We start from the raw sequence: 25,691 nt of genomic DNA on the forward strand, positions 1-25,691 counted from the left end.
GTCGAGGTGGAGCCCATCGCCAGGGTGCTGCCGATGCTGTCGGTCCCGCACCTGGATCGCGAATTCGACTACCTGGTCTCGGCCGAGCAGTCCGACGATGCGCAGCCGGGGGTCCGGGTGCGGGTGCGTTTTCACGGCCGGCTGGTCGACGCGTTCCTGCTCGAGCGCCGCAACGACACCGATCACGCCGGCAAGCTGGGTTGGCTCGATCGTGTCGTGTCGCCCGAGCCGGTGCTGACCGCGGAGATCCGTCGCTTGGTCGACGCGGTGGCCGCGCGGTACGCCGGCACCCGGCCGGACGTGCTGCGCCTGGCCATTCCGGCCAGGCACGCCAGGGTGGAGCGGGAAACCGCGGCGCCCCCGCACCCGGCGCCGCCGGCACCGGTCGACCCGTCGGGGTGGGAGCTCTACGCCCGCGGCGGGCAATTCCTGGCGGCCCTGGCCGAGTCGCGTGCGGCGCGCGCGGTGTGGCAGGCGTTGCCGGGCGAGTCGTGGTCGGACCGGTTCGCCGAGGCCGCCGCGCAGACCATCCGCGCCGGGCGCGCGGTGCTGGCGATCGTGCCCGACCAGGGCGATCTGGACGCGCTGTGGCGATCCGCGACGGCCCGGATCGACGAACACTGCGTGGTCGCGCTGTCGGCGGGCCTCGGGCCGGCCGCGCGCTACCGGCGCTGGCTCGCCGCGTTGCGGGGCAGCGCCCGGCTGGTGATCGGCACCCGCAGCGCGGTGTTCGCACCCCTGTCCGACCTGGGCCTGGTCATGGTCTGGGCCGACGCCGACGACAGCCTGGCCGAGCCGCGGGCGCCGTACCCGCATGCCCGCGAGGTGGCGATGCTGCGCGCGCATCAGGCGCGATGCGCGGCGCTGATCGGGGGCTATGCCCGCACCGCCGAGGCGCAGGCGCTGGTGCGCAGCGGATGGGCGCACGACATCGTGGCGGCCCGGCCGGTGGTGCGCGCCCGCACTCCCCGGGTGGTGGCCTTGGACGACAGCGGCTATGCCGACGAGCGCGACCCGGCGGCCCGCACCGCACGCATACCGTCCATCGCGCTGGGCGCGGCCCGCGCGTCGCTGGAGGCCGGTGCGCCGGTGCTCGTTCAGGTGCCGCGGCGCGGGTACGTCCCCTCGCTCGCCTGCGGGCGCTGCCGCACCATCGCCCGTTGCCGGCACTGCACGGGTCCGCTGTCGTTGCAGGAACGCGGGTTGGGTGCCGTGTGCCGCTGGTGTGGCCGCGCCGAACCGGCGCTGCGATGCGCGCGGTGCGGATCCGACGCGGTGCGCGCGGTCGTCGTGGGGGCTCGGCGCACCGCCGAGGAGCTCGGCCGCGCGTTCCCCGGCACGGCGGTCGTCACCTCGGCGGGCGACGCCGTCGTGACCGACGTCGCCGACCGACCCGCCCTGGTTGTCGCCACCCCGGGTGCCGAGCCCCGCGCGCCGGGCGGGTACGGCGCGGCGCTGCTGCTGGATACCTGGGCGCTACTGGGCCGGCAAGATCTACGGGCGGCCGAGGACGCCCTGTGGCGCTGGATGAGTGCCACCGCGCTGGTGCGTCCCCGCGGCGAGGGGGGAGTGGTCACGCTGGTCGCCGAATCGTCAATTCCCACAGTGCAATCGCTGATCCGCTGGGATCCGGTGGGTCACGCGGAGTCCGAGCTGACCGCGCGAACCGAAGTCGGCCTGCCGCCGAGCGTGCACATGGCCGCCGTCGACGGGACGGCGGGCGCCATCGCGGCGTTGCTGGACGAGGCCCGGTTGCCTGACGGGGCCGAGCTGCTCGGACCGGTCGACCTGCCGTCGGGGGTGCGCCGTCCGGCCGGTAGCCCCGCAGGCGCGGCGGTGACCCGGATGCTGGTCCGGGTCCCCCGTGAGCAGGGCCTGGCGCTGGCGGCCGGCCTGCGGCGCGCCGTCGGCGTGCTCAGCGCGCGGCAAAGCCACCAGCCGCTCCGGGTGCAGATGGACCCGCTGCACATCGGGTAGTGGCGAATACCCGAAGCCGAACCCGACAACGGATCGACGCGCCCGATGGCGATAGTGTGCGTAGGAAATAATCCGTGCTTACGATATTGGACGCTGCTACCGGGAGAGGGGGCACGATGGCACCGGACGCGACGGCGGCTGACGAGTCGCTGGATGTGATCACCGATGCGTTGCTGACCGCGTCCCGGCTACTGGTGGCCGTATCGGCCCGCTCCATCGGACAGGTCGACGAGTCCATCACCATTCCGCAGTTCCGGACGCTGGTCATCCTTTCCAATCGGGGCCCGGTCAACCTGGCCACGCTGGCGGGCCTGCTGGGGGTGCAGCCGTCGGCCACCGGGCGGATGGTCGACAGGCTCGTCTCCGCCGGGCTGATCGATCGGTTGCCGCACCCGACGTCGCGGCGCGAATTGCTCGCCGCGCTGACCCCGCGCGGGCGCGAGGTCGTTCGGCGGGTCACCGCGTACCGCCGTTCCGAAATCGCGGCCATTGTGGAGAAAATGCCGCCGCCGGAGCGGCACGGGCTGGTGCGGGCCCTGACCGCGTTCACCGCCGCCGGCGGCGAACCCGACGTGCACCTCGACGTCGACATCGTGTAGGCGCCGGGTCTCAGCGCTTGTCCGCGACCAGCAGCAGGTACTCCCACCCCATGGCGCCGTCGGCGAGGTATTGCTCTGCCAGTTCGGTGAGTTGGGCGTCGAGCTCGGCGGTCAGCACGCGATTGTGGGCGATGTTCGCGTAGGCCTCGATCGTCGGGCCGTAGTGATTCTTGAAGTAGTCGTGGACGGCCGAGGCGGTGTCGAACCGGTGCACCGCCAACATGCCGCGCCTGGTTTCGACGCCGCCGATTCGATCTCCCAGCAGCCCGGCGATGTAGTCCTCGCGTCCCCACAACGCCGCCGGGGGTACGGCCGGCGAGAGGCTCGGGCGATAGGGCCTGATGGTGGCCAGCATCCGGCCGAAGAATCCTTCCGCGGTCCAGCTGATCAGGCCGATCGTCCCGCCCGGCCGGCACACTCGGACCAGCTCGCCGGCCGCGCGCCGGTGGTCCGGGGCGAACATCACGCCGATCGCCGAGAGCACGGTGTCGAATTCGCCGTCGCCGAACGGCAGCGCGTGCGCGTTGGCCTCCCGGTAGTCGAGCGTCAATCCCTCGGCCGCGGCCCGCGCCCGGGACCGCGCCAGCAGCTCCGGCGTCAGGTCGGTGGACACCACGGTGGCCCCCGCCCGGGCGGCCGGCAGCGAGATATTGCCCGACCCGGCGGCGACGTCCAGCACTCGGTCACCGGGCCCAATGCCGGTGGCGACCACCAGGATTGGACCGAGTGGGGCCATCACTTCCTCGGCCATCAGGGCATAGTCGCCCAGCGCCCACATGGTGCGATGTGTTGACGCCAGGTCGTCGGTCGTCGTGTCGAGGGTCATCGGACCTCCTAAGATAAGAACTGCTAGAAATAGTAACTTAAAGAAACAATATACATATGCAACTGTGTGAAACCTGGGCATGTCCTGCGGAGATCCCGTCATTCCTAGACTTGTGCGCGTGCGTCTCGTCTTCGCCGGTACCCCAGAGCCCGCGCTACCCGCGCTGCGCGGCCTGATCGACTCACCCCGCCACGAGGTGGTCGCCGTGCTGACCCGGCCCGACGCCGCCTCCGGCCGGCGGGGCACGCCGCAGCCGTCACCGGTGGCCCGCGAGGCGCTCGATCGAGGCATCCCGTTGCTGCGGCCGGCGCGGCCCAACTCGCCGGAATTCGTCGCGGAGCTCACGGACCTCGGGCCCGAGTGCTGCGCGGTGGTGGCCTACGGCGCACTGCTGCGCGACGCCCTGCTTGCGGTGCCCCCGCGCGGCTGGATCAACCTGCACTTCTCGCTGCTGCCCGCCTGGCGCGGCGCGGCGCCGGTGCAGGCCGCGATCGCGGCGGGGGACACGATCACCGGGGCGACGACGTTTCAGATCGAGCCGAGCCTGGACTCCGGACCGGTCTACGGCGTCGTCACCGAGACGATCCGGCCGACCGACACCGCGGGCGATCTGCTTGAGCGACTTGCCCTTTCCGGCGCGGCGCTGCTGTCGACCACGTTGGACGGCATCGCCGACGAGACGCTGACGCCGCGGCCCCAGCCGGCCGACGGGGTAAGCGTCGCGCCGAAGATCACCGTCGAGGGCGCCCGGGTGCGCTGGGACCTGCCGGCGCCCGTCGTCGAACGCCGCATCCGCGCCGTGACACCCTACCCCGGCGCCTGGACGCTCATCGGTGACCTGCGGGTCAAACTGGGGCCGGTGCAGCTCGGCGAGGCCCCAGAATCGTTGCCGCCCGGCGACATTCGCGTCGACCGTAAGAGCGTATGGATCGGCACCGGCTCGGACCCGGTGCGGCTGGGCCAAATTCAGCCGCCCGGGAAGAAACTGATGAACGCCGTGGACTGGGCGCGCGGCGCCAGGCTCGATCCCGCCGCGCGGGCGTCGTGAGCCCACAACCGCGACGGCGGCGCCGCCCGCTCGACCCCGCCCGCGCCGCCGCGTTCGAGGTGCTGCGCGCCGTCAGCGAGCGCGATGCGTATGCGAACCTGGCGCTGCCCGCGCGGCTGCGCGAACGCGGAATCAGCGGCCGCGACGCGGCTTTCGCCACCGAACTGACCTACGGGACGTGCCGCACCCGGGGCCTGCTCGACGCGATCATCGGTGCGGCGGCCGGAAGGTCGCCGGACGCGATCAACCCGGTGCTGCTCGACCTGCTGCGGCTCGGCACCTATCAATTGCTGCGCACCCGGGTCGACGCCCACGCCGCGGTATCCACCACGGTCGAACAGGCGGGCATCGAATTCGACTCGGCGCGAGCGGGTTTCGTCAACGGCGTGCTGCGAACCATCGCGGGTCGGGACGAGAAGTCCTGGGTCGAGGAGTTGGCCCCGGATCCCTCGCGAGATCCGATCGGACATGCCGCGTTCGTGCGCGCACACCCGCGCTGGATAGCCCAGGCCTTCGCCGACGCGCTGGGTGCGGCGGCGACGGAACTCGACGCGTTGTTGGCCAGCGACGACGAACGGCCCCAGGTGCATTTGGCGGCACGCCCCGGAGTGCTCACCGCCGCCGAACTGGCCGACGCGGTGGGCGGCAGCGTCGGTCGCTATTCGCCGCACGCGGTCTACCTTCCCGGCGGCGACCCCGGGCGCCTGGCGCCGGTGCGCGACGGCGACGCGCTGGTTCAGGACGAGGGCAGCCAGTTGGTGGCCCGCGCGCTGACGCTGGCCCCGGTCGACGACGACGCGGGGCGGTGGCTGGACCTGTGCGCCGGGCCGGGCGGCAAGACCGCGCTGCTGGCGGGCCTGGGCGCGCAGTCCGGGGCCGGGGTCACGGCGGTCGAGCCGGCACCGCGCCGCGCGGAGCTGGTCGAGCAGAACACCCGCGGGCTCGGCGTTGACGTGCTGCGGGTCGACGGGCGGGACACCGGCCTCGAACCCGGATTCGACCGCGTCCTCGTCGACGTGCCGTGTACCGGGCTGGGGGCGTTGCGCCGGCGGCCGGAGGCGCGCTGGCGGCGTCAGCCCGCCGACGTGCCGGCGCTGACCAAGCTGCAGCGCGAGCTGCTGGCCGCCGCGATCGCGCTGACCCGGCCCGGCGGCGTGGTGCTGTATGCGACCTGTTCACCGCACCTGTCCGAAACCGTCGGCGTGGTCGCCGACGCGCTGCGCCGTCAGCCGGTGTGCGCGCTGGAAACCCGGCCGCTGTTCGAACCCGCGCAGCTGGGAGAGGGCCCCTACGCACAGCTTTGGCCGCACCGGCACGGCACCGACGCGATGTTCGCCGCCGCGCTGCGCCGCCTTGCGTGAGCTTCGCGACGCCGCTCAGTAGTCTTGCGCTCATGTCACGCAGCACGGGACCGGTGCCGGGCCCCCTGATCGCACCGTCCATCCTGGCCGCCGACTTCGCCCGGCTCGCCGACGAGGCGGCCGCGGTGGAGGGTGCCGACTGGCTGCACGTCGACGTGATGGACGGCCACTTCGTGCCGAACCTGACGATCGGGCTGCCGGTGGTCGAGAGCCTGCTGACCCACACGGACATCCCGATGGATTGCCATCTGATGATCGACAATCCGGACCGGTGGGCGCCCCCGTACGCGGAAGCGGGCGCGTACAACGTCACCTTCCACGCCGAGGCCACCGACAATCCCGTCGGGGTCGCCCGCGATATCCGCGCCGCCGGCGCCAAAGCCGGGCTCAGCATCAAGCCGAAGACTCCGCTGGATCCCTACCTCGAAATCCTGCCCCACTTCGACACCTTCCTCGTGATGTCGGTGGAGCCCGGCTTCGGCGGCCAGAGCTTCATCCCGGAGGTGCTCAGCAAGGTCCGGACGGTGCGCAAGATGGTCGACGCGGGTGAGCTGACGATCCTGGTCGAGATCGACGGCGGCATCAACGAGGAGACCATCGAGCAGGCCGCCGAGGCCGGCGTCGACTGCTTCGTCGCCGGTTCGGCGGTGTACGGCGCCCAGGATCCAGAGGCCGCGGTCCGGGCGTTGCGGCGTCAGGCCGGTGCCGCCTCACCGCACCTGGGCTTATGACCCTCGAGCGGGTCGACAGCATCGAGTCGGCCATGCGCCTCGCCATCGAGCAGTCCTATCAGGTCAAGGGCGCCACCTATCCGAATCCGCCGGTCGGGGCCGTCATCCTCGATCCCGAGGGCCGGGTCGTCGGCGTCGGCGGCACCGCGCCGGCCGGCGGCGACCACGCCGAAGTGGTGGCCCTGCGCCGGGCCGGGAGCTTGGCGGCCGGCGGCGTAGCGGTGGTGACCCTGGAGCCGTGCAACCACTACGGCAAGACGCCGCCGTGCGTGAACGCCCTGATCGACGCCAAGGTGGCGACGGTGGTCTACGCCGTCGCGGATCCGAACGCGATCGCGGGCGGCGGGGCGGACCGGTTGTCGGCGGGGGGCGTCGAGGTGCGCTCCGGAGTGCTGGCCGATCAGGTGGCGAGCGGGCCGCTGCGTGAGTGGCTGCACCGGCAACGCACCGGGCTGCCCCACCTGACGTGGAAGTACGCCAGCAGCATCGACGGGCGCAGCGCCGCCTCGGACGGTTCGAGCAAGTGGATCTCCAGTGAGGCCTCGCGGTTGGATCTGCATCGGCGCCGCGGCATGGCCGACGCGATCGTCGTCGGCACCGGCACCGTGCTGGCCGACGATCCGGCACTGACGGCCCGGCTGCCCGACGGCTCGCTGGCGGACAAGCAACCGCTGCGCGTCGTGGTCGGGATGCGCGAAATACCTTCCGAGGCAAAGGTTCTCAACGACGATTCGCGCACCATGGTGATTCGCACCCACGATCCCGCCGAGGTGCTCAAGGCGCTTTCCGACCGCACCGATGTCCTGCTGGAGGGCGGGCCGACGCTGGCCGGTGCGTTCCTGCGGGCCGGTGCGATCAACCGCATCCTGGCCTACGTCGCGCCGATCCTGGTGGGTGGCCCCATCACTGCCGTCGACGACGTGGGGGTGTCCAGCATTTCCAAGGCGCTGCGCTGGCAGTTCGACGGCGTCGACCGGGCCGGTCCGGACCTAGTGATCAGCCTGGTGCCGCACAGCGGCTAGCGCTCGCCCAGCGCGACGGCCTCTTGTTCGGGGACTTCCGTTTCGTCGGCGTGTTCCTTGCGGCCGCCGACCAGCAGGCCCAGCAGCGCGCCCGCGACACAGATGCCCACGGTGATCAGGAAGATGTCGCCGAACATCTCGGCGAATGCTTTCAGGAACAGGGTCGCCTGGGCGGCCACGCGTTCCATCAGGGTGGCGTTGGGCGGGATCTCGGCCGTCAGGTGGGCCAGCTTCCGGTTGAACGAGTAGAAGCCGAAGGCGCTCAGCGCGGCCATCCCGATCAGCATGCCGGTCATCCGGGCCACCACCACCGCGGCCGAGGCGATGCCGTGTTGGGCGGGCGGGACGACGCGCAGGGCGGCCGACGTCAGCGGCCCGATCACCAGGCCGAGTCCGAAGCCGGCCACCAGCAGGTCGGCGTGCATCGCGGGCAACGTGATCAGGCCGAAGATGTTGTGCCGCTGTTCCAAGAGATCCTCGCGCCAGTAATGGATCAGCCAATACCCGTAGGCGGCGATCAGCAGGCCGATGAAGGTCATCGCCCGATCGCCGATCCGGGTGGCGATCCAGCCGCCCAGCACCGCCCCGATCGGCAGCGCGATGAGGAACCACAGCAGCAGGCCGGCCGCCTGGTTCTGGTCCATTTGCAGCACGCCCTGGCCGAACAGCTCGACGTCGACGAGGGTCACCATCAGTGCCGCACCCGCCGTCACCGACGCGCCCAGCGCGGCCAGGAACGGGCGGAAATGCACGCCCGCCGGTTCGATCAGGCGGGTGCGCGAGAAGCGCTCCCAGATGACGAAGACCACCCCGACGGCGATCGCCCCGATCACCAGGGGCAACCCGTAGCTCGGCAGCAGCTGCTTGCCGTCGGGTTGCGGGTTGTACAGCCCGATGACCGCCAGGCCCAAGGCAACGGCCAGCAGCAGACCACCCACCAGGTCGATCTTCTCGGGCTCGTCGGCGCGGTCGTGCGACGGCAGGCTGAACTGGATCATCGCCATGGCGATCAAGGTCAGCGGGACGTTGATCCAGAACACGTAGCGCCAGTCGTGGGACAACCAGACGATGAAAATGCCATACAGCGGACCCAGCACGCTGCCGAGTTCCTGCGCGGCGCCGATCCCGCCGAGCACGCCGGCGCGGTTGCGTTGGGCCCACAGGTCGGCGCCCAGCGCGAGGGTGACCGGCAATAAGGCACCGCTTGCGATGCCCTGAATGGTGCGGCCGGCGACCAGCATGTGGAAATCGCCGAAATGCCCGGCCAGCGCGGTCACCACCGAGCCGACAATGAACAGCGCCAGGCTGGTCTGCAGCAGCAGTTTGCGCCCGAACCGGTCGGAGGCCCGGCCCAGCAGCGGCATGGCGGCGATGTAGCCCAGCAGGTACAGCGTGACGATCCAGGTGATGCGCTGCAGCTGATTGATCGGGATATGAACGTCCCGCATTATGTCGCGCATGATCGTGACGACGACATAGGTGTCCAGGGCGCCCAGCAGTACCGCCAGGCTGCCCGCGCTGATCGCGACGCCGCGTCCCGCCCGCATGCCCATCAGCTGACCGGGGGCTTCGTGACGGTGACCGGCTGGTTCCAGTTGGACAGCGTCATCTGGACGGAATTGCCCTGGCTCTTCTGCAGGTTGACTTGGACCAGCTGGTGGTCGCCGCTCTCCTGGATCCACACGGTGCTCGGCAGCGCCTGCGTCGCATTGAACGGCGGCGCAATCTTGTTCACCGCGTCGGCCGGGACGTTGCCGCTGATGCGAATGGTGTTCTGGCCGTTGATCGTTTCGCGGCCCTCGGCCTTGGCGTCGCGGAAGTTCGCCAGCACGTTGGCCAGGCCGTTGTCGGGACTCAGGATTGCGGAGACGTCGTAGATGTCGGAGGCCTTGCCGAAATCGCTCCACTTGTTCGGCGTCAGCGTGGCATACAGCACCGAGTCGTAGACGACGAAGTTCGCGTCGATGTCGGAGCCCGCCAACGTCAGCTGGACATTGCCAGACGCGGCGGTGCCGGGGGTGGTGGTGAGGTCACCGTTGAGCACCTTGATGGGCAGCCCCTGGACCTTGCCCTGGACCGACAGCACCAGGTGCACGCTCTTGACGTTCTTGGTGGTGTCGGAGGATTGCTTGACCAGTGTCGAGGCATCGGGCAGCGGCGCGCCGCTGGGTTTCGAGCCCGACGAACAACCGGCAATCAGGGCGGTGGTGAGGCTTAGGGAAGCGAGGACGGCCAATACACGGTGGCGGGTCTGCATACTCTGCATCGTAGAGGGTGCCGCGGACCGGGTTCGAGAACGCCAGGGCCCGTGGCCAATTAGCCTGGTGCAATGTTCACCGGAATTGTCGAGGAACTCGGAGAGGTGACCAGCCGAGACGTCCTCGCCGATGCGGCGCGTCTGACCATTCGCGGACCCCTCGTCACCGCCGATGCCGGCCACGGTGATTCCATCGCCGTCAACGGCGTGTGCCTGACGGTCGCCGAGTTGCTGGGCGACGGGCAATTCACCGCCGACGTGATGGCCGAGACGCTGAACCGGTCCAATCTGGGCGCACTCGAGGTGGGCAGCCCTGTGAACCTGGAGCGCGCCGCGGCGGTGAACAGCCGGCTCGGCGGTCACATCGTCCAGGGCCACGTCGACGGCACCGGTCAGGTGGTCTCCCGATCGCCCTCGGAGAACTGGGAGGTGGTCCGGATCGAGGTCCCCGAGGCGGTGGCTCGCTACGTCGTCGAGAAGGGTTCGATCACCGTCGACGGTATTTCGCTGACGGTGTCCGGGCTCGGCGCCGCGCCGCGGGACTGGTTCGAGGTCTCGCTGATCCCGACGACCCGTGAGGTGACCACCCTCGGTCGCGCCCCGGTCGGCGCGCGGGTGAACCTCGAAGTCGACGTCATCGCCAAATACGTCGAGCGGTTGATGAGCCGCCCAGGCTGAGCATTACGGCGCGAGCGCGATGATGCCCGGTCCGGCCGCAGGTGGCGCTCCACCGCCGCCGGTACCGCCACCACCGTGGTCGCCGCCTCCGCCACTGGCGCCCGGCGGCGGACCAGCCTTCGGGGGTGCCTGCCTCGGCGCGGCGGGTGCCGCCGCCGGTGGCGGCTTCAGCATCTCGGCGTCCGGTGCGTGTGGGCGTGGCGGAATTGTCGGATTAGCGCCTTCGACGAAGGCGGCCAACTTCACCCGGTGTCGTGACCCATTCCGGTTGGTGAAGCCAACCTGATGGTTCGGGCAGTAGGCGCCGGCCGACGCAATGAGGAATCGGGTCTCGGTGCGACGGAGTCGGCCGGGGTCGGCGCCGGGGGTGGCGGTGTTGGCGAAGTCCACCAGCTCGTCCACCACGGTATTGACCGGAATGCCGCTGTCTAGTTGGCCGCAAACCTCATGGGCGGTTTTGATGAGCTCCGGTATGCCGGAAATGGCGGGGACGCCTTCTTGATTGAGCAATGCGAGGAACTGGTCGTCCTGGTTTGGTGCGGCCGCTGCCGCGCCGCCGCGCGAAATCGCGGCGCCGGACAGCGCAACGATCGCGATAACCAGGGGGCCGGCGTGTGTCGTGATGCCGGTAAACATGGCAGGGGTTTCCGTTTCTGCTAGGACCCCCTACGGGTCGTGAATAGTGATCTATGCCACACGTGTGCGGCTAAGATCGGCTTCCACCCCTGCCCTGGAAATTAACTGCTGGTTTGCCGTGAGTTCACCAAAGCACTTGACCGCAGCGCGTGGGTGCGGCTGCGGTCAAGGCTTTCTCGGTTGTTTGTCGCTGGTTTAGAGCCGGACGAAGGCGGGCCCGTTCCAGAATCCCCAGTCGTCCACATCGGGATTCCACACGACCTGGGCCCAGGGCGCCCACGGCGGGGGCGGCGGCATCGGCCGCGCCCACGGCGGAGGAGCACCGTAACCGGCCGGACCGTAGTTGTCGTCCCAGTCGCGGCAGTTATTCCAGTTCTGGTACGGGCCCCAGCCCGGGTTCCACTGGTCGCCAGGGCACCAGTGATGGTGATTCATAGGAGCGGACGGAGGCACCGCCTGGGCAACGCCCGAGGTCACTCCGAGAGTGGACAACGCCACGCCACCGGCTGCGAGGGCGCCAGTACACAAGCGACGCCACGATTTGGTTTGCGTGTTGATAGTCATGACACTGCAATTCCCGACCGGAAGGGGCCCGAAACCGATTCCGGTATCTCGGCTCGATCTCACATCTGGCACTTAACTGCGACTTACGCCGGACTTACGTTGCGCGCCCCGCGGTGGGCGTCCCGCGATGATGTCTTGCCTGGTCAACCGGCACGCCGACGAGCCTGGCCGGCACACCGTTTTTGACGGATGCGTCACCGGAAGGAGTTGCTCGGCGTCACCGGACGAGTCCCCCCGTCCCGCCGAAAAGCCGTGGCAATAACTGTGGGGCGGCGGTGGTTCATACTGAATGCAACGCCGGGCTCCTCATGCGGGCCCTTATGACAGCAAGGTAGCCAAGATGACGAGGTTGGACTCCGTCGAGAGGGCGGTTGCCGACATCGCGGCAGGCAAGGCCGTCATCGTCATCGACGACGAGGAGCGGGAGAACGAGGGCGATCTGATCTTCGCCGCCGAAAAGGCGACACCGGAGATGGTGGCCTTCATGGTCCGCTATACCTCGGGCTATCTGTGTGTGCCGCTGGATGGCGCGATCTGCGATCGGCTCGGCCTGCTGCCGATGTACGCGGTGAACCAGGACAAGCACGGCACCGCCTACACCGTCACTGTCGACGCAAGAAAGGGTGTGGGCACCGGAATTTCGGCGTCCGACCGGGCCACCACGATGCGGCTACTGGCCGATCCCACCAGCCTGGCCGAAGATTTCACCCGCCCTGGCCACGTGGTTCCGTTGCGCGCCAAGGACGGTGGTGTGCTGCGCCGTCCCGGACATACCGAGGCCGCGGTCGATCTGGCCCGGATGGCGGGCCTGCAACCCGCGGGCGCCATCTGCGAGATCGTCAGCCAGAAGGACGAAGGCGCGATGGCCCAGACCGACGAATTGCGGGTCTTCGCCGACGAGCACGACCTCGCGTTGATCACCATTGCCGACTTGATCGAGTGGCGGCGCAAGCACGAGAAGCACATCGAGCGGATCGCCGAAGCGCGAATCCCGACCCGGCACGGGGAGTTTCGCGCGATCGGCTACGCCAGCATTTACGAGGACGTCGAACACGTGGCGCTGGTGCGCGGCGATATCGCCGGGCCGAGCGGCGAGGGCGACGACGTGTTGGTGCGCGTGCACTCCGAGTGCCTGACCGGCGACGTTTTCGGGTCACGCCGCTGCGACTGCGGGCCGCAGCTCGACGCGGCCATGGCGATGGTCGCGCGCGAGGGCCGCGGCGTCGTGCTCTACATGCGCGGCCACGAGGGCCGCGGGATCGGCCTGATGCACAAACTGCAGGCCTACCAGCTGCAGGACGCCGGCGAAGACACGGTCGACGCCAACCTCAAGCTTGGATTACCAGCCGACGCAAGGGATTACGGCATCGGCGCGCAGATTCTCGTCGACCTGGGAGTCCGCTCGATGCGGTTGCTGACCAACAACCCGGCCAAGCGGGTCGGCCTGGACGGCTACGGCTTGCACATCATCGAGCGGGTGCCGCTTCCGGTGCGGGCCAACGCGGAGAACATCCGCTACCTGCTGACCAAGCGCGACAAGATGGGCCACGACCTGGCGGGGCTCGACGACTTCCACGAATCCGTCCATTTGCCAGGTGAATTCGGCGGTGCTTTGTGAGCGGTGGCGCCGGTGTGCCGGAGATTCCGGCGCTCGACGCGGCAGGCGTGCGCCTGGGTATCGTCGCGAGCACCTGGCACCGGGAAATCTGTGACGCGTTATTGGCCGGCGCGCTCAAAGTGGCAGCAGATTCGGGCGTCGGCAACCCGACGGTGGTCCGTGTGCTCGGCGCGATCGAGATTCCCGTCGTTGCCCAGGAACTCGCCCGCAGCCATGACGCGGTCGTCGCGCTCGGTGTCGTGATCCGGGGCCAGACACCGCATTTCGACTATGTGTGCGATGCGGTGACCCAGGGCCTGACCCGGGTCTCGCTGGACGCTTCGACGCCGGTCGGCAACGGGGTGCTCACCACCAACAACGAGGAACAGGCGCGGGACCGGGCCGGCCTTCCGGAATCGGCCGAGGACAAGGGGGCCCAGGCGACCGGCGCGGCCCTGGCCGCCGCGCTCACCCTGCGCGACCTGCGCGCTGGGTCGTGACTCCGCCGAACAGCGACGCCTGGGATGTCGAGCTGCGCCCCCACCGGACACCGTTATTCGCTTACATCGCAGCGTTTCTGATCGCGGCCGTGCATATTGCGGTCGGCTTGGCGCTCAAAATGAAGTCCAGCGGCGTGATCTTCCAGACCTCCGACCAGGTGGCGATCGCCGTGCTGGGCCTCATCATCGCGGGCGGGGTCCTGTTGTTCGCACGACCGCGACTGCGGGTGGGCCCGCCCGGGATTTCGGTACGAAACCTGTTCGGCTACAGGCTGATTCCGTGGTCCGATGTGGTCGGTGTGTCGTTTCCCGCCGGTCACCGCTGGGCGCGAGTGGATTTGCCGGACGACGAGTACATTCCGGTGATGGCGATCCAGGCCGTCGACAAGGACCGCGCGGTGGAGGCCATGGACACCGTGCGGTCGCTGCTGGCGCGATATCGCCCGGCCGCTCGCTGAGCGCTGTACCATCGCCCGATGGCACGTCACGTGCGGGCGGCTGCCGCGCTCGTCATCGCCGCGGTGATGGCGAGCGGTTGCGCAGCCTCGGTGGCGGGTAGAGCGGTGCGGGCTCCCGGCGAGCCAGGGGCCCCCGCGAATTCGCACCGGGCGATATCCGCGCATGAGTTCCTTCTGGCGGACGGGGACCCCACTCCGCTCGGACCGGCGGCCGCGATCGCCGTGGGCACCAACTACTTCACCGGCGCTCGGCCGCCGGAATGCACGGCGGCACTTCTGTTCAGGGGTTCGCCGTTGCGGCCCGGCGGATCATCGGACCACGCCGAATCGGCGTATCGATTCAGCGGCCAGGCGCTGTACGCCGAATCGGTCGACACCTATGACCGCTCCTTGAAGATCCGCGACGTGATCTCGAAAGGCTTTACCGCCGTGTCGAATTGCCACGGCGAGGCTATCGGTGTGTCCCCTAGCGGGGTGTTTCGGCCGATGCGACTCAGCTTCTTCGGCACTACCGACGATGGCGTCTTGGTGTGGACCATGACGCGTCCGGACTGGACTTGTGACTACGGACTGGCGGCGTTGTCGCGGGTCGTTTTGATGCTGTCGGCCTGCGACGTCAAGCCGGGATTCCCCATGACGGGCTGGGCGTCGAAACGTCGTGCGCAGATCGACCGGCGAACCACCTGAGGTTGTCGTCGGAGGCTGCTACTACACCCGATAGCCGACAGCCGGGCGTGCCCTGCGGACGATCTCGATGCCTGCTTGATCTGTGGATTGTCGGTCTGTGTACCCCGGGCGGCGAACGTGGGGGCTTCTTGTCGTCGGGTGCTGCTATGCTCGAACACATGTTCGAATACCTCGAAGCTTCGCGGCCGACGCAGGAGTCGGCGGTGCTGCTCGATCGGGTCCGCGAGGCGGGGCGCGCCGAGGCGCGGGCGGCCGCGGAGCGGTTGGTTGCCGTCGGTGAGTTGTTGGTGTTGCGCTGCCGCGCGACGGGGGAGCACGCCGACTGGGCCACCGATACCTGGGAGGCGGTGGCCGCGCAGGTGGCCGCGGCGCTGGGGTGCAGTGTGGCGATGGGTCACAGCTACCTGCGCTATGCGATGGCGCTGCGCGAGCGGCTGCCGCGGGTGGGCGAGCTGTTCGCGGCCGGGGAGATCGACTATCGGGCGTTTCAGGCGATCGTGTTTCGCACCGATTTGATCACCGACGCCGCGGTGCTGGCGATAGTGGATGCGCGGGTGGCGGCGCTGCTGGTGCGCCGGCCGTCGCTGACCCGCGGGGGTTTGGCCGCCGCGGTGGATCAGGTGGTGGTCCAGGTGGATCGCGATGCGCAGCGCCGGGCGGTCAAGGCCGCCGAGGATCGTCATGTCGACGTGCGGGCCAACGAGTCGGGGATGGCCTGGGTGGAAGCCAGCGTGTTCGCCACCACGGGCCAGGCGCTGGATCGCCGCCTGGATGAGTTGGCGGGCACGGTGTGTGAGGGTGATCCGCGCACCAAGGCGCAGCGGCGCGCCGATGCGCTTGGGGCGCTGGCCGCCGGTGCCGAGACGCTGGTGTGCACCTGCGGGAGCCCCGACTGCCACCCGGCGGAACCGAAGAGCGGTGTGGTGATCCACGTGATCGCCGAGCAGGCCACCGTCGAGGGCCGAGGGTCGGCGCCCGGTGTGCTGCTCGGGGGCGAGGGATTGATCCCCGCCGAGCTGATCACCGAGCTGGCCACTTCCGCCAAGCTGCGGCCGCTAATTGCTCCGGCGGGCGCCGAGCCGCAATACACGCCGTCGGCCAAGCTGGCCGAGTTCATCCGGTGCCGGGATCTGACGTGCCGGGCCCCGGGTTGTGATCGCCCGGCCACTCACTGCGATATCGACCACACCGTGCCCTACGCCGAGGGCGGGGCCACGCATCCGTCGAACCTGAAATGTCTGTGCCGGCTTCATCATTTGCTCAAAACGTTCTGGGGCTGGCGCGACCAACAACTGCCCGACGGCACCGTGATCTGGACGCTGCCCGACGGGCACAGCTACGTCACCACCCCCGCCAGCGCCTTGCTGTTCCCCAGCCTGTGCGCACCCGCGGGCGACGCACCCAGTGCGGTGCCGGCCGCGGACCGCTGCGGTGAGCGCAGCGCCATGATGCCGAGGCGCCGCACCACCCGCGCGCAAAACCGGGCCCACCGCATCAACACCGAGCGCCGCCACAACCGGGCGGCGCGGCTGGCGACCCAAACGGCGCCCACCGGCCCAGCCCCACCCGCCGATCCCGACGAGCCGCCACCCTTCTAGCGGCTACTAGCCTGGATACGTGCCAGATCCCGCGACGTATCGCCCCGCGCCCGGGTCCATCCCGGTCGAGCCCGGCGTCTACCGATTCCGGGACCCGCACGGACGAGTCATCTACGTCGGCAAGGCCAAGAGCCTGCGTAGCCGGCTGACGTCATACTTCGCCGACGTCGCCGGCCTACACCCGCGCACCCGGCAGATGGTGACCACCGCGGCCAAGGTCGAGTGGACGGTGGTCAACACCGAAGTCGAGGCGCTGCAGCTGGAATACAACTGGATCAAGGAATTCGATCCGCGGTTCAACGTTCGCTACCGCGACGACAAGTCCTATCCGGTCCTGGCCGTCACGCTCAACGAGGAGTTTCCCCGGCTGATGGTTTATCGCGGCCCGCGGCGCAAGGGCGTGCGCTATTTCGGGCCGTACTCCCACGCGTGGGCGATCCGGGAAACGCTGGATCTGCTCACCCGGGTGTTCCCGGCGCGAACCTGCTCGGCCGGAGTATTCAAGCGGCACAAGCAGATCGACCGTCCGTGCTTGCTCGGCTACATCGACAAATGCTCGGCGCCGTGCATCGGCAGGGTCAGCGCCGAACAGCATCGCCAAATCGTCGTGGACTTCTGCGATTTCCTGTCCGGCAAAACCGACCGTTTTGCGCGCGAGCTCGAACAGCAGATGAACGCCGCGGCGGATCAACTCGATTTCGAACGGGCCGCGCGGCTTCGCGACGACCTGTCCGCGCTGAAGCGGGCGATGGAGAAGCAGGCCGTGGTGCTCGGCGACGGCACCGACGCCGACGTGGTCGCCTTCGCCGACGACGAGCTCGAAGCGGCCGTGCAGGTGTTCCATGTCCGCGGCGGACGGGTGCGCGGTCAGCGCGGCTGGATCGTCGAAAAGTCCGGGGACCCCGGCGAATCCGGCGAGGAGCGGTTGGTCGAACAATTTCTCACCCAGTTCTACGGCGAACAGGCCGAGCTGGACGGCGCCGCCGACGAATCCACCAACCCGGTTCCCCGCGAGGTGCTGGTGCCCTGCCTACCGTCGAACGCCGACGAGTTGGCCAGCTGGCTGTCCGGCCTGCGCGGCTCGCGCGTCACCTTGAGGGTGCCCCGCCGGGGGGACAAGCGCGCCCTGGCCGAAACCGTGCAGCGCAACGCGAAAGAGGCGCTGCAGCAACACAAGCTGAAGCGGGCCGGTGACTTCAACGCCAGATCCGCTGCGCTGCAGAATATTCAGGACGCTCTGGGCCTGGCCGACGCGCCGCTGCGGATCGAATGCGTCGACATCAGCCACGTGCAGGGCACCGACGTGGTGGGCTCGTTGGTGGTGTTCGAGGACGGCATGCCGCGCAAATCGGACTACCGCCACTTCGGGATCCGGGAAGCCGCGGGACAGGGACGCTCCGACGACGTCGCCTCCATCGCCGAGGTGACCCGACGGCGGTTCGCGCGCCACCTGAGTGAGCAGAACGACCCGAATATGCTTTCGCCGGAAGGAAAATCGCGGCGGTTCGCCTACCCGCCCAACCTCTACGTCGTCGACGGCGGCGCGCCCCAGGTCAATGCGGCCAGCGCCGTGCTCGACGAGCTCGGCATCACCGACGTGGCGGTGATAGGCCTGGCCAAGCGGCTGGAAGAGGTGTGGGTGCCGTCCGAGCCGGATCCGGTCATCATGCCGCGCAACAGCGAGGGACTCTATTTGCTGCAGCGGGTCCGCGACGAGGCGCACCGGTTCGCCATCGCCTACCATCGCAGCAAGCGATCCAAGCGAATGACCGCCTCAGCGCTCGATTCGGTGCCAGGATTGGGAGAACATCGCCGTAAGGCGCTGGTAACGCATTTCGGCTCGCTAGCCCGCCTCAAGGAGGCCACCGTCGACCAGATCACCGCCGTCCCGGGTATCGGCGTGGCGACCGCCACGGCCGTCCTCGAAGCGCTGCGACCCCAGGATTGAAAGGATGACGAACGCTCCAGGCATCGACGTCGTCCTGGTGACCGGGTTGTCCGGGGCCGGACGCGGCACCGCGGCGAAGGTGCTCGAGGACCTCGGCTGGTACGTCGCCGACAACCTGCCGCCCGAGTTGATCACCCGGATGGTGGACTTCGGACTGGCGGCCGGGTCGCGGATCACCCAGCTCGCGGTGGTGATGGACGTTCGATCACGGGGATTCACCGGCGATTTGGACTCGGTGCGCACCGAACTGGCCACCCGCAACATCACGCCGCGCGTGGTGTTCATGGAGGCATCCGACGACATGTTGGTCCGCCGCTACGAACAGAACCGCCGCAGCCATCCCTTGCAGGGGGAGCAGACCCTGGCCGAGGGCATCGCCGCCGAGCGCGCGATGCTGGCCCCGGTTCGCGCCACCGCCGACCTGATCATCGACACGTCGACACTGTCGGTGCGCGGCCTGAGGGAAAACATCGAGCGGGCCTTCGGCGGCGACGGCGCCGGGACCACCAGCGTCACCGTCGAGTCGTTCGGGTTCAAGTACGGCCTGCCGATGGATGCCGACATGGTCATGGACGTGCGATTCCTGCCCAACCCGCACTGGGTCGACGAGCTGCGCCCGCTCACCGGCCAGCACCCGGCGGTGCGCGATTACGTGTTGAGCCAACCCGGCGCCGCCGAGTTTCTCGACGCCTACCATCGATTGCTATCTCTGGTCGTCGGCGGCTACCGCCGGGAGGGCAAGCGGTACATGACGGTCGCCATCGGCTGCACCGGCGGTAAGCACCGCAGCGTCGCGATCGCCGAGGCGTTGATGCAGCTGCTGGGGGGCAATGCGCAACTGTCGGTGCGAGTGCTGCACCGGGATCTGGGCCGCGAATGAGCTCACCGAATAGCGAGGGCATCGTTGCCCTCGGGGGCGGACACGGCTTGCATGCCACGCTGTCCGCGGCCCGCCGGTTGACCCCCTACGTCACCGCCGTGGTGACCGTCGCCGACGATGGTGGCTCGTCCGGCCGGTTGCGCAGCGAACTGGATGTCATCCCGCCGGGCGATTTACGAATGGCGTTGGCGGCGTTGGCATCCGACAGCCCGTATGGACGCCTGTGGGCGACCATCCTGCAGCACCGGTTCGGCGGCAGCGGCGCGTTGGCCGGGCATCCGATCGGCAACCTGATGCTGGCGGGGCTCAACGAGGTGCTAGCCGATCCGGTCGCCGCGCTCGACGAGCTCGGCCGCATCCTGGGGGTCAAGGGCAGGGTGCTGCCGATGTGCCCGATCGCGCTGGAGATCGAGGCCGACGTGTCCGGTCTGGAGTCCGACCCGCGGATGTTCCGGCTGATCCGCGGCCAGGTGGCGATCGCCACCACGCCCGGGAAGGTGCGCCGGGTGCGGCTGCTTCCCGCCGACCCGCCGGCGACCCGGCAGGCGGTGGACGCCATCATGGCCGCCGACCTGGTGGTGCTGGGCCCCGGTTCCTGGTTCACCAGCGTGATCCCGCACGTGTTGGTGCCGGACCTGGCCGCGGCGCTGCGCAGGACCAGCGCGCGGCGTGCCCTGGTGCTCAATCTGGTCGCGGAGCCGGGTGAGACGGCCGGATTCTCGGTGGAACGGCATCTGCACGTGCTCGCCCAGCATGCGCCCGGGTTCACCGTCCACGACATCATCATCGACGCCGAACGGGTGCCGAGTGAGCGGGAACGCGAGCAGCTGCGCCGCACCGCGACGCTGCTGCAGGCCGAGGTCCACTTCGCCGACGTGGCCACACCTGGTAGACCTTTACATGACCCGGGCAAGCTCGCGGCGGCCCTGGACGGGGTCCGAGGGGGCCCCAAGGCCCCGGGAGTGCCTTCGTCTAGAACCACCGCGGAGATTCGGGTCGATAGCGATACGAGGAGTGACGACGCGTGGCGATGACGACCGAAGTCAAGGACGAACTGAGCCGCCTGGTCGTGAAATCGGTCAGCGCGCGTCGGGCGGAAGTCACCTCCCTATTGCGGTTCGCCGGTGGGTTGCACATCGTGGGCGGGCGAGTCCTGGTCGAGGCCGAGGTGGATCTGGGCAACATCGCGCGGCGGCTGCGCAAGGACATCTTCGATCTGTACGGCTACAACGCGGTCGTACATGTGTTGTCGGCCAGCGGAATTCGCAAGAGCACGCGGTACGTGCTGCGGGTGGCCAACGACGGTGAGGCGCTGGCACGTCAGACGGGCCTGCTCGACATGCGGGGCCGTCCGGTGCGGGGTCTGCCCGCACAGGTGGTGGGCGGCAGCATCACCGACGCCGAAGCGGCGTGGCGGGGAGCCTTCCTGGCGCACGGCTCGTTGACGGAGCCCGGGCGCTCGTCGGCATTGGAGGTCAGCTGCCCCGGCCCGGAGGCCGCGCTGGCTTTGGTGGGCGCCGCCCGCCGGCTCGGCGTCAGCGCGAAGGCCCGCGAGGTGCGTGGCGCCGACCGGGTGGTGGTGCGCGACGGCGAGGCGATCGGCGCGCTGCTGACCCGGATGGGCGCCCAGGACACCCGGTTGATCTGGGAGGAGCGCCGGATGCGTCGCGAGGTGCGCGCGACGGCCAACCGCCTCGCCAATTTCGACGACGCCAACCTGCGCCGCTCGGCGCGGGCCGCGGTCGCCGCGGCGGCCCGGGTGGAGCGGGCGTTGGAGATTCTCGGCGACAGCGTCCCCGACCATTTGGCGTCGGCCGGCAAGTTGCGCGTCGAGCACCGGCAGGCTTCCCTCGAGGAGCTCGGCCGCCTGGCCGACCCCCCGATGACGAAAGATGCTGTGGCGGGGCGCATTCGGCGATTGCTCTCGATGGCCGACCGCAAGGCGAAGGTCGAAGGCATCCCCGACACCGAGTCGGCGGTAACGCCAGACCTTTTGGAAGATGCCTAGCTAACCAGCGGATTGCTGGGCGCAAGGGGTGGGGGAGGGCTACGGTCATCGCATGAAGCGGCTATCGAGTGTTGATGCGGCGTTCTGGTCGGCCGAAACTTCAGGCTGGCATATGCATGTGGGCGCGTTGGCGATCTGCGATCCCAGCGATGCGCCCGACTACAGTTTTCAGCGCCTCCGCGAACTGCTCATTGAGCGGCTGCCCGAGATTCCGCAGTTGCGCTGGCGGGTCACCGGCGCGCCGCTCGGGTTGGACCGGCCGTGGTTCGTCGAGGATGAGGAACTCGACATCGACTTCCACGTCCGCCGCATCGGCGTGCCAGCCCCGGGTAGCCGCCGCGAGCTCGAGGAGCTGGTGGGCCGGCTGATGTCCTACAAGCTTGACCGCTCCCGGCCGCTGTGGGAACTGTGGGTGATCGAGGGCGTCGAAGGCGGCCGGATCGCCACGCTGACCAAGATGCACCACGCCATCGTCGACGGGGTGTCGGGTGCCGGGCTGGGTGAAATCCTTTTGGATGTCACGCCGGAACCCCGTCCGCCGCAACAGGACACGGTCGGATCGTTGGTGGGCTTCCAGCTTCCCGGCCTGGAGCGGCGCGCGGTGGGCGCGCTCATCAACGTCGGCGTCAAGACGCCTTTCCGCATCGCCCGGCTGGTCGAACAGACGGTGCGCCAGCAGGTCGCCGCGTTGGGCATCGCCAGCCGGCCGCCGCGCTACTTCGAGGCGCCCAAGACCCGGTTCAACGCGCCGGTGTCCCCGCACCGGCGGGTTACCGGCTGCCGCGTCGAGCTGGCCCGCGCGAAGGCCGTCAAGGACGCCTACGACGTCAAGCTCAACGACGTCGTGCTGGCCATGGTCGCCGGTGCCGCGCGCGAATATTTGCAGAAACGCGGTGAGCTGCCGACCAAACCGCTCATCGCGCAGATTCCCGTCTCGACCCGAACCGACGAGAACAAGGACGAGATCGGCAACAAGATCAGCTCGATGACCGCATCCCTGGCCACCGACATCGACGACCCCGCCGAGCGGCTGCGCGCCATCCACGAAAGCACGCAGAGCGCCAAGGGAATGGCCAAGGCGCTGTCGGCGCATCAGATCATGGGCCTGACCGAGACGACCCCGCCCGGCCTGCTACACCTGGCCGCGCGTGCCTACACGGCCACCGGCCTGTCGCGAAACCTGGCTCCGCTCAACCTGGTTGTGTCCAACGTTCCCGGTCCGCCGTTCCCGCTGTACATGGCGGGCGCCAAGCTGGACTCGCTGGTTCCGCTCGGACCGCCGGTCATGGACATCGCGCTGAACGTCACCTGCTTCTCCTACACCGACTACCTGGACTTCGGCTTCGTGACCACGCCCGAAGTGGCCAACGACATCGACGATATGGCCGACGCCATCGAGCCGGCGCTGACCGAACTCGAGAAAGCGGCGGCGCTGGCTTAGTCGCGGCCCGGGTAGCCGGTCGCGTACACCCAGGACAGAAACCGCGCCACCGCCTCGGCGGCTTGATGCGCCCGGGGCGAACCGAAGATGTCGAAACCATGTTGGGCGCCGGGCAATTCGGCGTAGGCCACCGGCGACTTCGACACACCGCGCAGTTCCTCGGCGAAGTCGCGGGCCTCGCCGACCGGAATGAGGGAGTCGTCGGCGCCGTGCAAGACGAAGAACGGCGGCGCGTCCGCCCGCAGCCGCCGGATCGGTGACGCGTCGACATAGATATCGCGGTGGTCGGCGAATTTCCGCTTCACCACGAACTTTTCGAGCAACCGGACGAATTCGGGACGGCCCTCGCCCTCGGTGGTGAACCAGTCGTAGCGCCCGTACACGGGGACCGCGGCGACTACCGAGGTGTCGGCATCCTCGAAGCCCGGCTGGAATTTGGGGTCATTGGGCGTCAGCGCCGCCAGCGCGGCGAGATGACCGCCGGCAGAGCCGCCGGTGACGGCGACGAAGTCGGGATCCCCGCCGTATCGCGCGATGTTCTCCTTGACCCAGGCCAGCGCCCGTTTGACGTCGACGATGTGGTCGGGCCAGGTGTGCATCGGGGAGACGCGGTAGCCGATCGACACGCACACCCAGCCGCGGGCGGCCAGGTGACTCATCAGGGGATAGGCCTGGGGACGGCGCATTCCGATCACCCAGGCGCCGCCGGGCACCTGCACCAGCACCGGCGCCTTGCCGTCGCGGGGCAGGTCGCGGCGGCGCCAGACGTCGGCGAGGTTCGCCCGGCCGTGCGGCCCATAGGACACGACGTTCGTCTTCTCGACGTAGCGCCGCCGGGCCACGGTGTTGCCCAGCGGCAGGTTGCGCCGCCCGCGGCGCTTGGGCTCGGTCTGCGGCAGCTCGGCCAGCGCCTCGGCGTAGTCGGCTCCCAGTTGTTCGCGTAGCCCGGCCTCCAGCACCGGGCCCGGGGTGGTGACGCCGCGCCAGCGGATCACCCCCAGGATCGCCCACGACGCGGCGGTCAGTGCCAGCGCCGCCTTTCCCCGGCGCCCGGCGAAGTCGCCGCGGCGGCCGCGGCGCAGCGCGTCGAGTAGCGACGCGGTGAAGTACACGCCCGGCACCTCCGACGTGGGCCAGCCGAACCAGAACACCGCGACGGTGGGGTAGCCCTTGCGGGCGAGCGGGCGTAATCCGTTGGCGGCGTTGACGAATTCGACGACGGCGCGGGCCAGCGGCCGCGGCTTCCTCAGCATCCGCCGCATCAGCCGCTGACCCGCGATTGCAATTCGGCCCGCAGGATCTTGCCGGTGCTGCCGCGGGGGAGTTCGTCGAGGACCGATATTTCGCGGGGCACCTTGTAGTTGGCCAGGTTCTCCCGCACGTGTTGCTTGAGCGTGTCCGGGGTGGCCTGGGCGCCCGCGGTCAGCACCACGAACGCCGCCAGCCGCTGGCCGTACTGCTCGTCGTCGACGCCGATCACCGCGGCCTCCGCCACGTCGGAGTGCGCCGCCAGCGTCTTCTCCACCTCGATCGGGTAGACGTTCTCGCCGCCGGAGACGATCATCTCGTCGTCGCGGCCGACGACGAACAGCCGGCCGGCCTCGTCGAGGTAGCCGACGTCTCCCGACGACATGAACCCGGCGTGGAAATCCTTGGTGGTGCCCGAGGTGTAGCCCTCGAACTGGGTGTCGTTGCGGACGTAGATGCTGCCCACCTCGCCGGTGGGCACCTCGTTGAAATCCGGGTCCAGGATCCGGATTTCGGTCCCGCCCGCGGGCCGGCCCGCGGTGTCCGGTGCGGCGCGCAGGTCTTCCGGCGTCGCGGTGGCGATCATGCCGGCCTCAGTGGCGTTGTAGTTGTTGTAAATCACGTCGCCGAACTGGTCCATGAACGCGATCACCACATCGGGGCGCATCCGCGAACCCGAAGCCGCCGCGAACCGTAATGACTTGCAGCTGTACCGGTTTCGGACCTCGTCGGGCAGGTCCATGATGCGGTCGAACATCACCGGGACCACCGCGAGACCGGTCGCCCGGTGCCGGTCGATGAGGTCCAGCGTGGCTTCCGGGTCGAATTTGCGCCGGGTGATCACCGTGCAGGCCATCGATGCGGCGAACACCAGCTGGGAAAAACCCCACGCGTGAAACATCGGCGCGACGATCACGATGGGCTCCTCCGCCCGCCACGGGGTGCGGTCCAGGATCGCCTTGAGCGTGCCGATCCCGGCGTTGCCGCCAGTCTGGTTGGCGCCCTTGGGTGTTCCGGTGGTTCCGGAGGTGAGCAGGATCATCCTGCCCTTGCGGCCGGTGCGCTCGGGCCGCTGCCCGGCGTGATCAGCGACGAGTTTCGCAACGGTCAACTCGTGCTGTTCGTCGGTCCAGGCCAGGATGCGGGTGGCGTCCGGCTTGTCGGCGAGCGCGCGGTCCACGGTCGCGGTGAACTCCTCGTCGTAGATGACGGTGTCGACGCCTTCGCGGTTGACCACGTCGGCCAGCGCCGGCCCGGCGAACGACGTGTTCAGCAGCAGAATGTCGGAGCCGATCCGGTTGCCGGCCACCAGCGATTCCACGAAGCCCCGGTGATTGCGGCACATGATCCCGATGACCCGGCCGCCGGGCAGCTTCTGTAGCGCCGCGGCCAACGCGTCGATGTTTTCGTCGAGCTGGCGCCACGTCAGCGTGCCCAGCTCGTCGACCAGCCCGGGACGGTCCGGGCAGCGCTGCGCGGCGCTGGCGAAACCCACGGTGATGCCCAGGCCCTCGCGACGCATCGCGGCGGCGATCTTCAGGTAGCGGTCGGGCCGCATCGGCGCGATCATCCCGGCGCGCCTCAGTGTGGTGATGATGCCGAGGGCCTGGTTGAGACGAGATGCCAT

At 69.3% G+C, this 25,691-nt stretch carries 24 protein-coding genes; 17 read left to right on the forward strand and 7 right to left on the reverse strand.

Annotation, left to right across the window (positions count from 1 at the left end):
- Positions 1-33 precede the first annotated feature (33 nt).
- Positions 34-1,977 carry a primosomal protein N' gene (locus A5747_RS13675; protein ID WP_076125094.1) on the forward strand — a complete coding sequence of 648 codons (1,944 nt, stop codon included), beginning with the start codon at positions 34-36 and terminating at the stop codon, positions 1,975-1,977.
- A gap of 116 nt (positions 1,978-2,093) precedes the next feature.
- Positions 2,094-2,576: a MarR family winged helix-turn-helix transcriptional regulator gene (locus A5747_RS13680; protein WP_076125029.1), complete on the forward strand. Its 483-nt coding sequence runs from the start codon at positions 2,094-2,096 to the stop codon at positions 2,574-2,576.
- A 10-nt stretch (positions 2,577-2,586) separates the two neighbouring features.
- Here the strand turns inward: A5747_RS13680 and A5747_RS13685 are convergent, their stop codons facing one another.
- The gene (locus tag A5747_RS13685) at positions 2,587-3,402 is read right to left on the reverse strand and encodes a class I SAM-dependent methyltransferase (RefSeq protein WP_076125031.1); all 816 of its coding nucleotides are present in this window, start codon (positions 3,400-3,402) and stop codon (positions 2,587-2,589) included.
- A 118-nt stretch (positions 3,403-3,520) separates the two neighbouring features.
- Here A5747_RS13685 and fmt point away from each other — a divergent pair, with 118 nt between their 5' ends.
- The 4 genes from fmt to ribD are packed head-to-tail and all read left to right on the forward strand — an operon-like array spanning position 3,521 to position 7,564.
- On the forward strand, positions 3,521-4,450 hold the full coding sequence (fmt, locus tag A5747_RS13690) for a methionyl-tRNA formyltransferase (RefSeq protein ID WP_076125096.1): 930 nt from the start codon (positions 3,521-3,523) through the stop codon (positions 4,448-4,450).
- The gene (locus A5747_RS13695) at positions 4,447-5,811 is read left to right on the forward strand and encodes an RsmB/NOP family class I SAM-dependent RNA methyltransferase (protein WP_076125032.1); all 1,365 of its coding nucleotides are present in this window, start codon (positions 4,447-4,449) and stop codon (positions 5,809-5,811) included. The genes fmt and A5747_RS13695 overlap by 4 nt, the downstream gene beginning before the upstream one ends.
- Positions 5,812-5,843: 32 nt before the next feature.
- Positions 5,844-6,542 carry a ribulose-phosphate 3-epimerase gene (gene rpe / locus A5747_RS13700; RefSeq protein ID WP_076125034.1) on the forward strand — a complete coding sequence of 233 codons (699 nt, stop codon included), beginning with the start codon at positions 5,844-5,846 and terminating at the stop codon, positions 6,540-6,542.
- Complete coding sequence (gene ribD, locus A5747_RS13705; protein ID WP_076125036.1) at positions 6,539-7,564, forward strand: bifunctional diaminohydroxyphosphoribosylaminopyrimidine deaminase/5-amino-6-(5-phosphoribosylamino)uracil reductase RibD; 1,026 nt, start codon at positions 6,539-6,541, stop codon at positions 7,562-7,564. Before rpe ends, ribD begins: the two co-directional genes overlap by 4 nt.
- On the opposite strand, the gene A5747_RS13710 is transcribed toward ribD, so the two are convergent.
- Together A5747_RS13710 and A5747_RS13715 are read right to left on the reverse strand one after the other, a co-directional pair.
- The gene (locus A5747_RS13710) at positions 7,561-9,111 is read right to left on the reverse strand and encodes an MFS transporter (RefSeq protein WP_139333441.1); all 1,551 of its coding nucleotides are present in this window, start codon (positions 9,109-9,111) and stop codon (positions 7,561-7,563) included. The genes ribD and A5747_RS13710 overlap by 4 nt on opposite strands.
- Before the next feature lie 5 nt (positions 9,112-9,116).
- Entirely contained in the window at positions 9,117-9,821 is a 705-nt protein-coding gene (locus A5747_RS13715) for an LppX_LprAFG lipoprotein (protein WP_076125040.1), read from the reverse strand.
- Between the two features lie 72 nt (positions 9,822-9,893).
- Here A5747_RS13715 and A5747_RS13720 point away from each other — a divergent pair, with 72 nt between their 5' ends.
- Positions 9,894-10,499 (forward strand): riboflavin synthase, encoded by a 606-nt coding sequence (locus A5747_RS13720; RefSeq protein ID WP_076125042.1) that lies wholly within the window; start codon positions 9,894-9,896, stop codon positions 10,497-10,499.
- Between the two features lie 3 nt (positions 10,500-10,502).
- On the opposite strand, the gene A5747_RS13725 is transcribed toward A5747_RS13720, so the two are convergent.
- Positions 10,503-11,135, reverse strand: a complete 633-nt coding sequence (locus tag A5747_RS13725; RefSeq protein WP_076125044.1) for a DUF732 domain-containing protein — start codon at positions 11,133-11,135, stop codon at positions 10,503-10,505.
- Between the two features lie 195 nt (positions 11,136-11,330).
- Positions 11,331-11,612 carry a hypothetical protein gene (locus A5747_RS13730; RefSeq protein ID WP_233148043.1) on the reverse strand — a complete coding sequence of 94 codons (282 nt, stop codon included), beginning with the start codon at positions 11,610-11,612 and terminating at the stop codon, positions 11,331-11,333.
- A gap of 427 nt (positions 11,613-12,039) precedes the next feature.
- Here A5747_RS13730 and A5747_RS13735 point away from each other — a divergent pair, with 427 nt between their 5' ends.
- The 10 genes from A5747_RS13735 to A5747_RS13780 all read left to right on the forward strand — a co-directional run bounded on the left by A5747_RS13735 (position 12,040) and on the right by A5747_RS13780 (position 22,816).
- A complete protein-coding gene (locus A5747_RS13735; protein ID WP_076062989.1) occupies positions 12,040-13,317 on the forward strand; it encodes a bifunctional 3,4-dihydroxy-2-butanone-4-phosphate synthase/GTP cyclohydrolase II in 1,278 nt (425 codons plus the stop codon).
- Positions 13,314-13,796: a 6,7-dimethyl-8-ribityllumazine synthase gene (ribH, locus tag A5747_RS13740; protein WP_076125048.1), complete on the forward strand. Its 483-nt coding sequence runs from the start codon at positions 13,314-13,316 to the stop codon at positions 13,794-13,796. The genes A5747_RS13735 and ribH overlap by 4 nt, the downstream gene beginning before the upstream one ends.
- Positions 13,793-14,254, forward strand: coding sequence for a PH domain-containing protein (locus A5747_RS13745; protein WP_076125050.1), 462 nt, complete (start codon positions 13,793-13,795; stop codon positions 14,252-14,254). The genes ribH and A5747_RS13745 overlap by 4 nt, the downstream gene beginning before the upstream one ends.
- 18 nt (positions 14,255-14,272) lie before the next feature.
- The gene (locus A5747_RS13750) at positions 14,273-14,941 is read left to right on the forward strand and encodes a hypothetical protein (RefSeq protein ID WP_076125052.1); all 669 of its coding nucleotides are present in this window, start codon (positions 14,273-14,275) and stop codon (positions 14,939-14,941) included.
- 158 nt (positions 14,942-15,099) lie between these two features.
- A complete protein-coding gene (locus A5747_RS13755) occupies positions 15,100-16,539 on the forward strand; it encodes an HNH endonuclease signature motif containing protein (protein ID WP_083700422.1) in 1,440 nt (479 codons plus the stop codon).
- Positions 16,540-16,558: 19 nt separating this feature from the next.
- Complete coding sequence (uvrC, locus tag A5747_RS13760) at positions 16,559-18,487, forward strand: excinuclease ABC subunit UvrC (protein WP_076125056.1); 1,929 nt, start codon at positions 16,559-16,561, stop codon at positions 18,485-18,487.
- A 4-nt stretch (positions 18,488-18,491) separates the two neighbouring features.
- Positions 18,492-19,367, forward strand: a complete 876-nt coding sequence (gene rapZ / locus A5747_RS13765; RefSeq protein ID WP_076125058.1) for an RNase adapter RapZ — start codon at positions 18,492-18,494, stop codon at positions 19,365-19,367.
- Positions 19,364-20,401 carry a YvcK family protein gene (locus tag A5747_RS13770; protein WP_076125060.1) on the forward strand — a complete coding sequence of 346 codons (1,038 nt, stop codon included), beginning with the start codon at positions 19,364-19,366 and terminating at the stop codon, positions 20,399-20,401. The genes rapZ and A5747_RS13770 overlap by 4 nt, the downstream gene beginning before the upstream one ends.
- A complete protein-coding gene (gene whiA, locus A5747_RS13775; protein WP_076125098.1) occupies positions 20,398-21,375 on the forward strand; it encodes a DNA-binding protein WhiA in 978 nt (325 codons plus the stop codon). Before A5747_RS13770 ends, whiA begins: the two co-directional genes overlap by 4 nt.
- Positions 21,376-21,427: 52 nt before the next feature.
- On the forward strand, positions 21,428-22,816 hold the full coding sequence (locus tag A5747_RS13780) for a wax ester/triacylglycerol synthase family O-acyltransferase (protein WP_076125100.1): 1,389 nt from the start codon (positions 21,428-21,430) through the stop codon (positions 22,814-22,816).
- Here the strand turns inward: A5747_RS13780 and A5747_RS13785 are convergent.
- Both A5747_RS13785 and fadD12 read right to left on the reverse strand, forming a co-directional pair.
- A complete protein-coding gene (locus A5747_RS13785; RefSeq protein WP_076125062.1) occupies positions 22,813-24,078 on the reverse strand; it encodes an alpha/beta hydrolase in 1,266 nt (421 codons plus the stop codon). The genes A5747_RS13780 and A5747_RS13785 overlap by 4 nt on opposite strands.
- Positions 24,078-25,691, reverse strand: a complete 1,614-nt coding sequence (gene fadD12 / locus A5747_RS13790; RefSeq protein WP_076125064.1) for an acyl-CoA ligase FadD12 — start codon at positions 25,689-25,691, stop codon at positions 24,078-24,080. The genes A5747_RS13785 and fadD12 overlap by 1 nt, the downstream gene beginning before the upstream one ends.

Origin of the sequence: Mycobacterium sp. IS-836, from assembly GCF_001954275.1 — a bacterium.
Taxonomy (GTDB): Bacteria; Actinomycetota; Actinomycetes; order Mycobacteriales; family Mycobacteriaceae; genus Mycobacterium.

Coding starts and splice junctions, on each gene's coding strand:
- ribD (WP_076125036.1), top strand. CDS start 6,539: ATGACCCTCGAGCGGGTCGACAGCATCGAGTCGGCCATGCGCCTCGCC.
- rapZ (WP_076125058.1), top strand. CDS start 18,492: ATGACGAACGCTCCAGGCATCGACGTCGTCCTGGTGACCGGGTTGTCC.
- A5747_RS13685 (WP_076125031.1), bottom strand. CDS start 3,402: ATGACCCTCGACACGACGACCGACGACCTGGCGTCAACACATCGCACC.
- A5747_RS13770 (WP_076125060.1), top strand. CDS start 19,364: ATGAGCTCACCGAATAGCGAGGGCATCGTTGCCCTCGGGGGCGGACAC.
- A5747_RS13680 (WP_076125029.1), top strand. CDS start 2,094: ATGGCACCGGACGCGACGGCGGCTGACGAGTCGCTGGATGTGATCACC.
- A5747_RS13780 (WP_076125100.1), top strand. CDS start 21,428: ATGAAGCGGCTATCGAGTGTTGATGCGGCGTTCTGGTCGGCCGAAACT.
- whiA (WP_076125098.1), top strand. CDS start 20,398: ATGACGACCGAAGTCAAGGACGAACTGAGCCGCCTGGTCGTGAAATCG.
- A5747_RS13675 (WP_076125094.1), top strand. CDS start 34: ATGCTGTCGGTCCCGCACCTGGATCGCGAATTCGACTACCTGGTCTCG.
- A5747_RS13750 (WP_076125052.1), top strand. CDS start 14,273: ATGGCACGTCACGTGCGGGCGGCTGCCGCGCTCGTCATCGCCGCGGTG.
- A5747_RS13785 (WP_076125062.1), bottom strand. CDS start 24,078: ATGCGGCGGATGCTGAGGAAGCCGCGGCCGCTGGCCCGCGCCGTCGTC.
- A5747_RS13735 (WP_076062989.1), top strand. CDS start 12,040: ATGACGAGGTTGGACTCCGTCGAGAGGGCGGTTGCCGACATCGCGGCA.
- A5747_RS13720 (WP_076125042.1), top strand. CDS start 9,894: ATGTTCACCGGAATTGTCGAGGAACTCGGAGAGGTGACCAGCCGAGAC.
- A5747_RS13715 (WP_076125040.1), bottom strand. CDS start 9,821: ATGCAGACCCGCCACCGTGTATTGGCCGTCCTCGCTTCCCTAAGCCTC.
- fadD12 (WP_076125064.1), bottom strand. CDS start 25,691: ATGGCATCTCGTCTCAACCAGGCCCTCGGCATCATCACCACACTGAGG.
- A5747_RS13725 (WP_076125044.1), bottom strand. CDS start 11,135: ATGTTTACCGGCATCACGACACACGCCGGCCCCCTGGTTATCGCGATC.
- A5747_RS13710 (WP_139333441.1), bottom strand. CDS start 9,111: ATGCGGGCGGGACGCGGCGTCGCGATCAGCGCGGGCAGCCTGGCGGTA.
- A5747_RS13755 (WP_083700422.1), top strand. CDS start 15,100: ATGTTCGAATACCTCGAAGCTTCGCGGCCGACGCAGGAGTCGGCGGTG.
- rpe (WP_076125034.1), top strand. CDS start 5,844: ATGTCACGCAGCACGGGACCGGTGCCGGGCCCCCTGATCGCACCGTCC.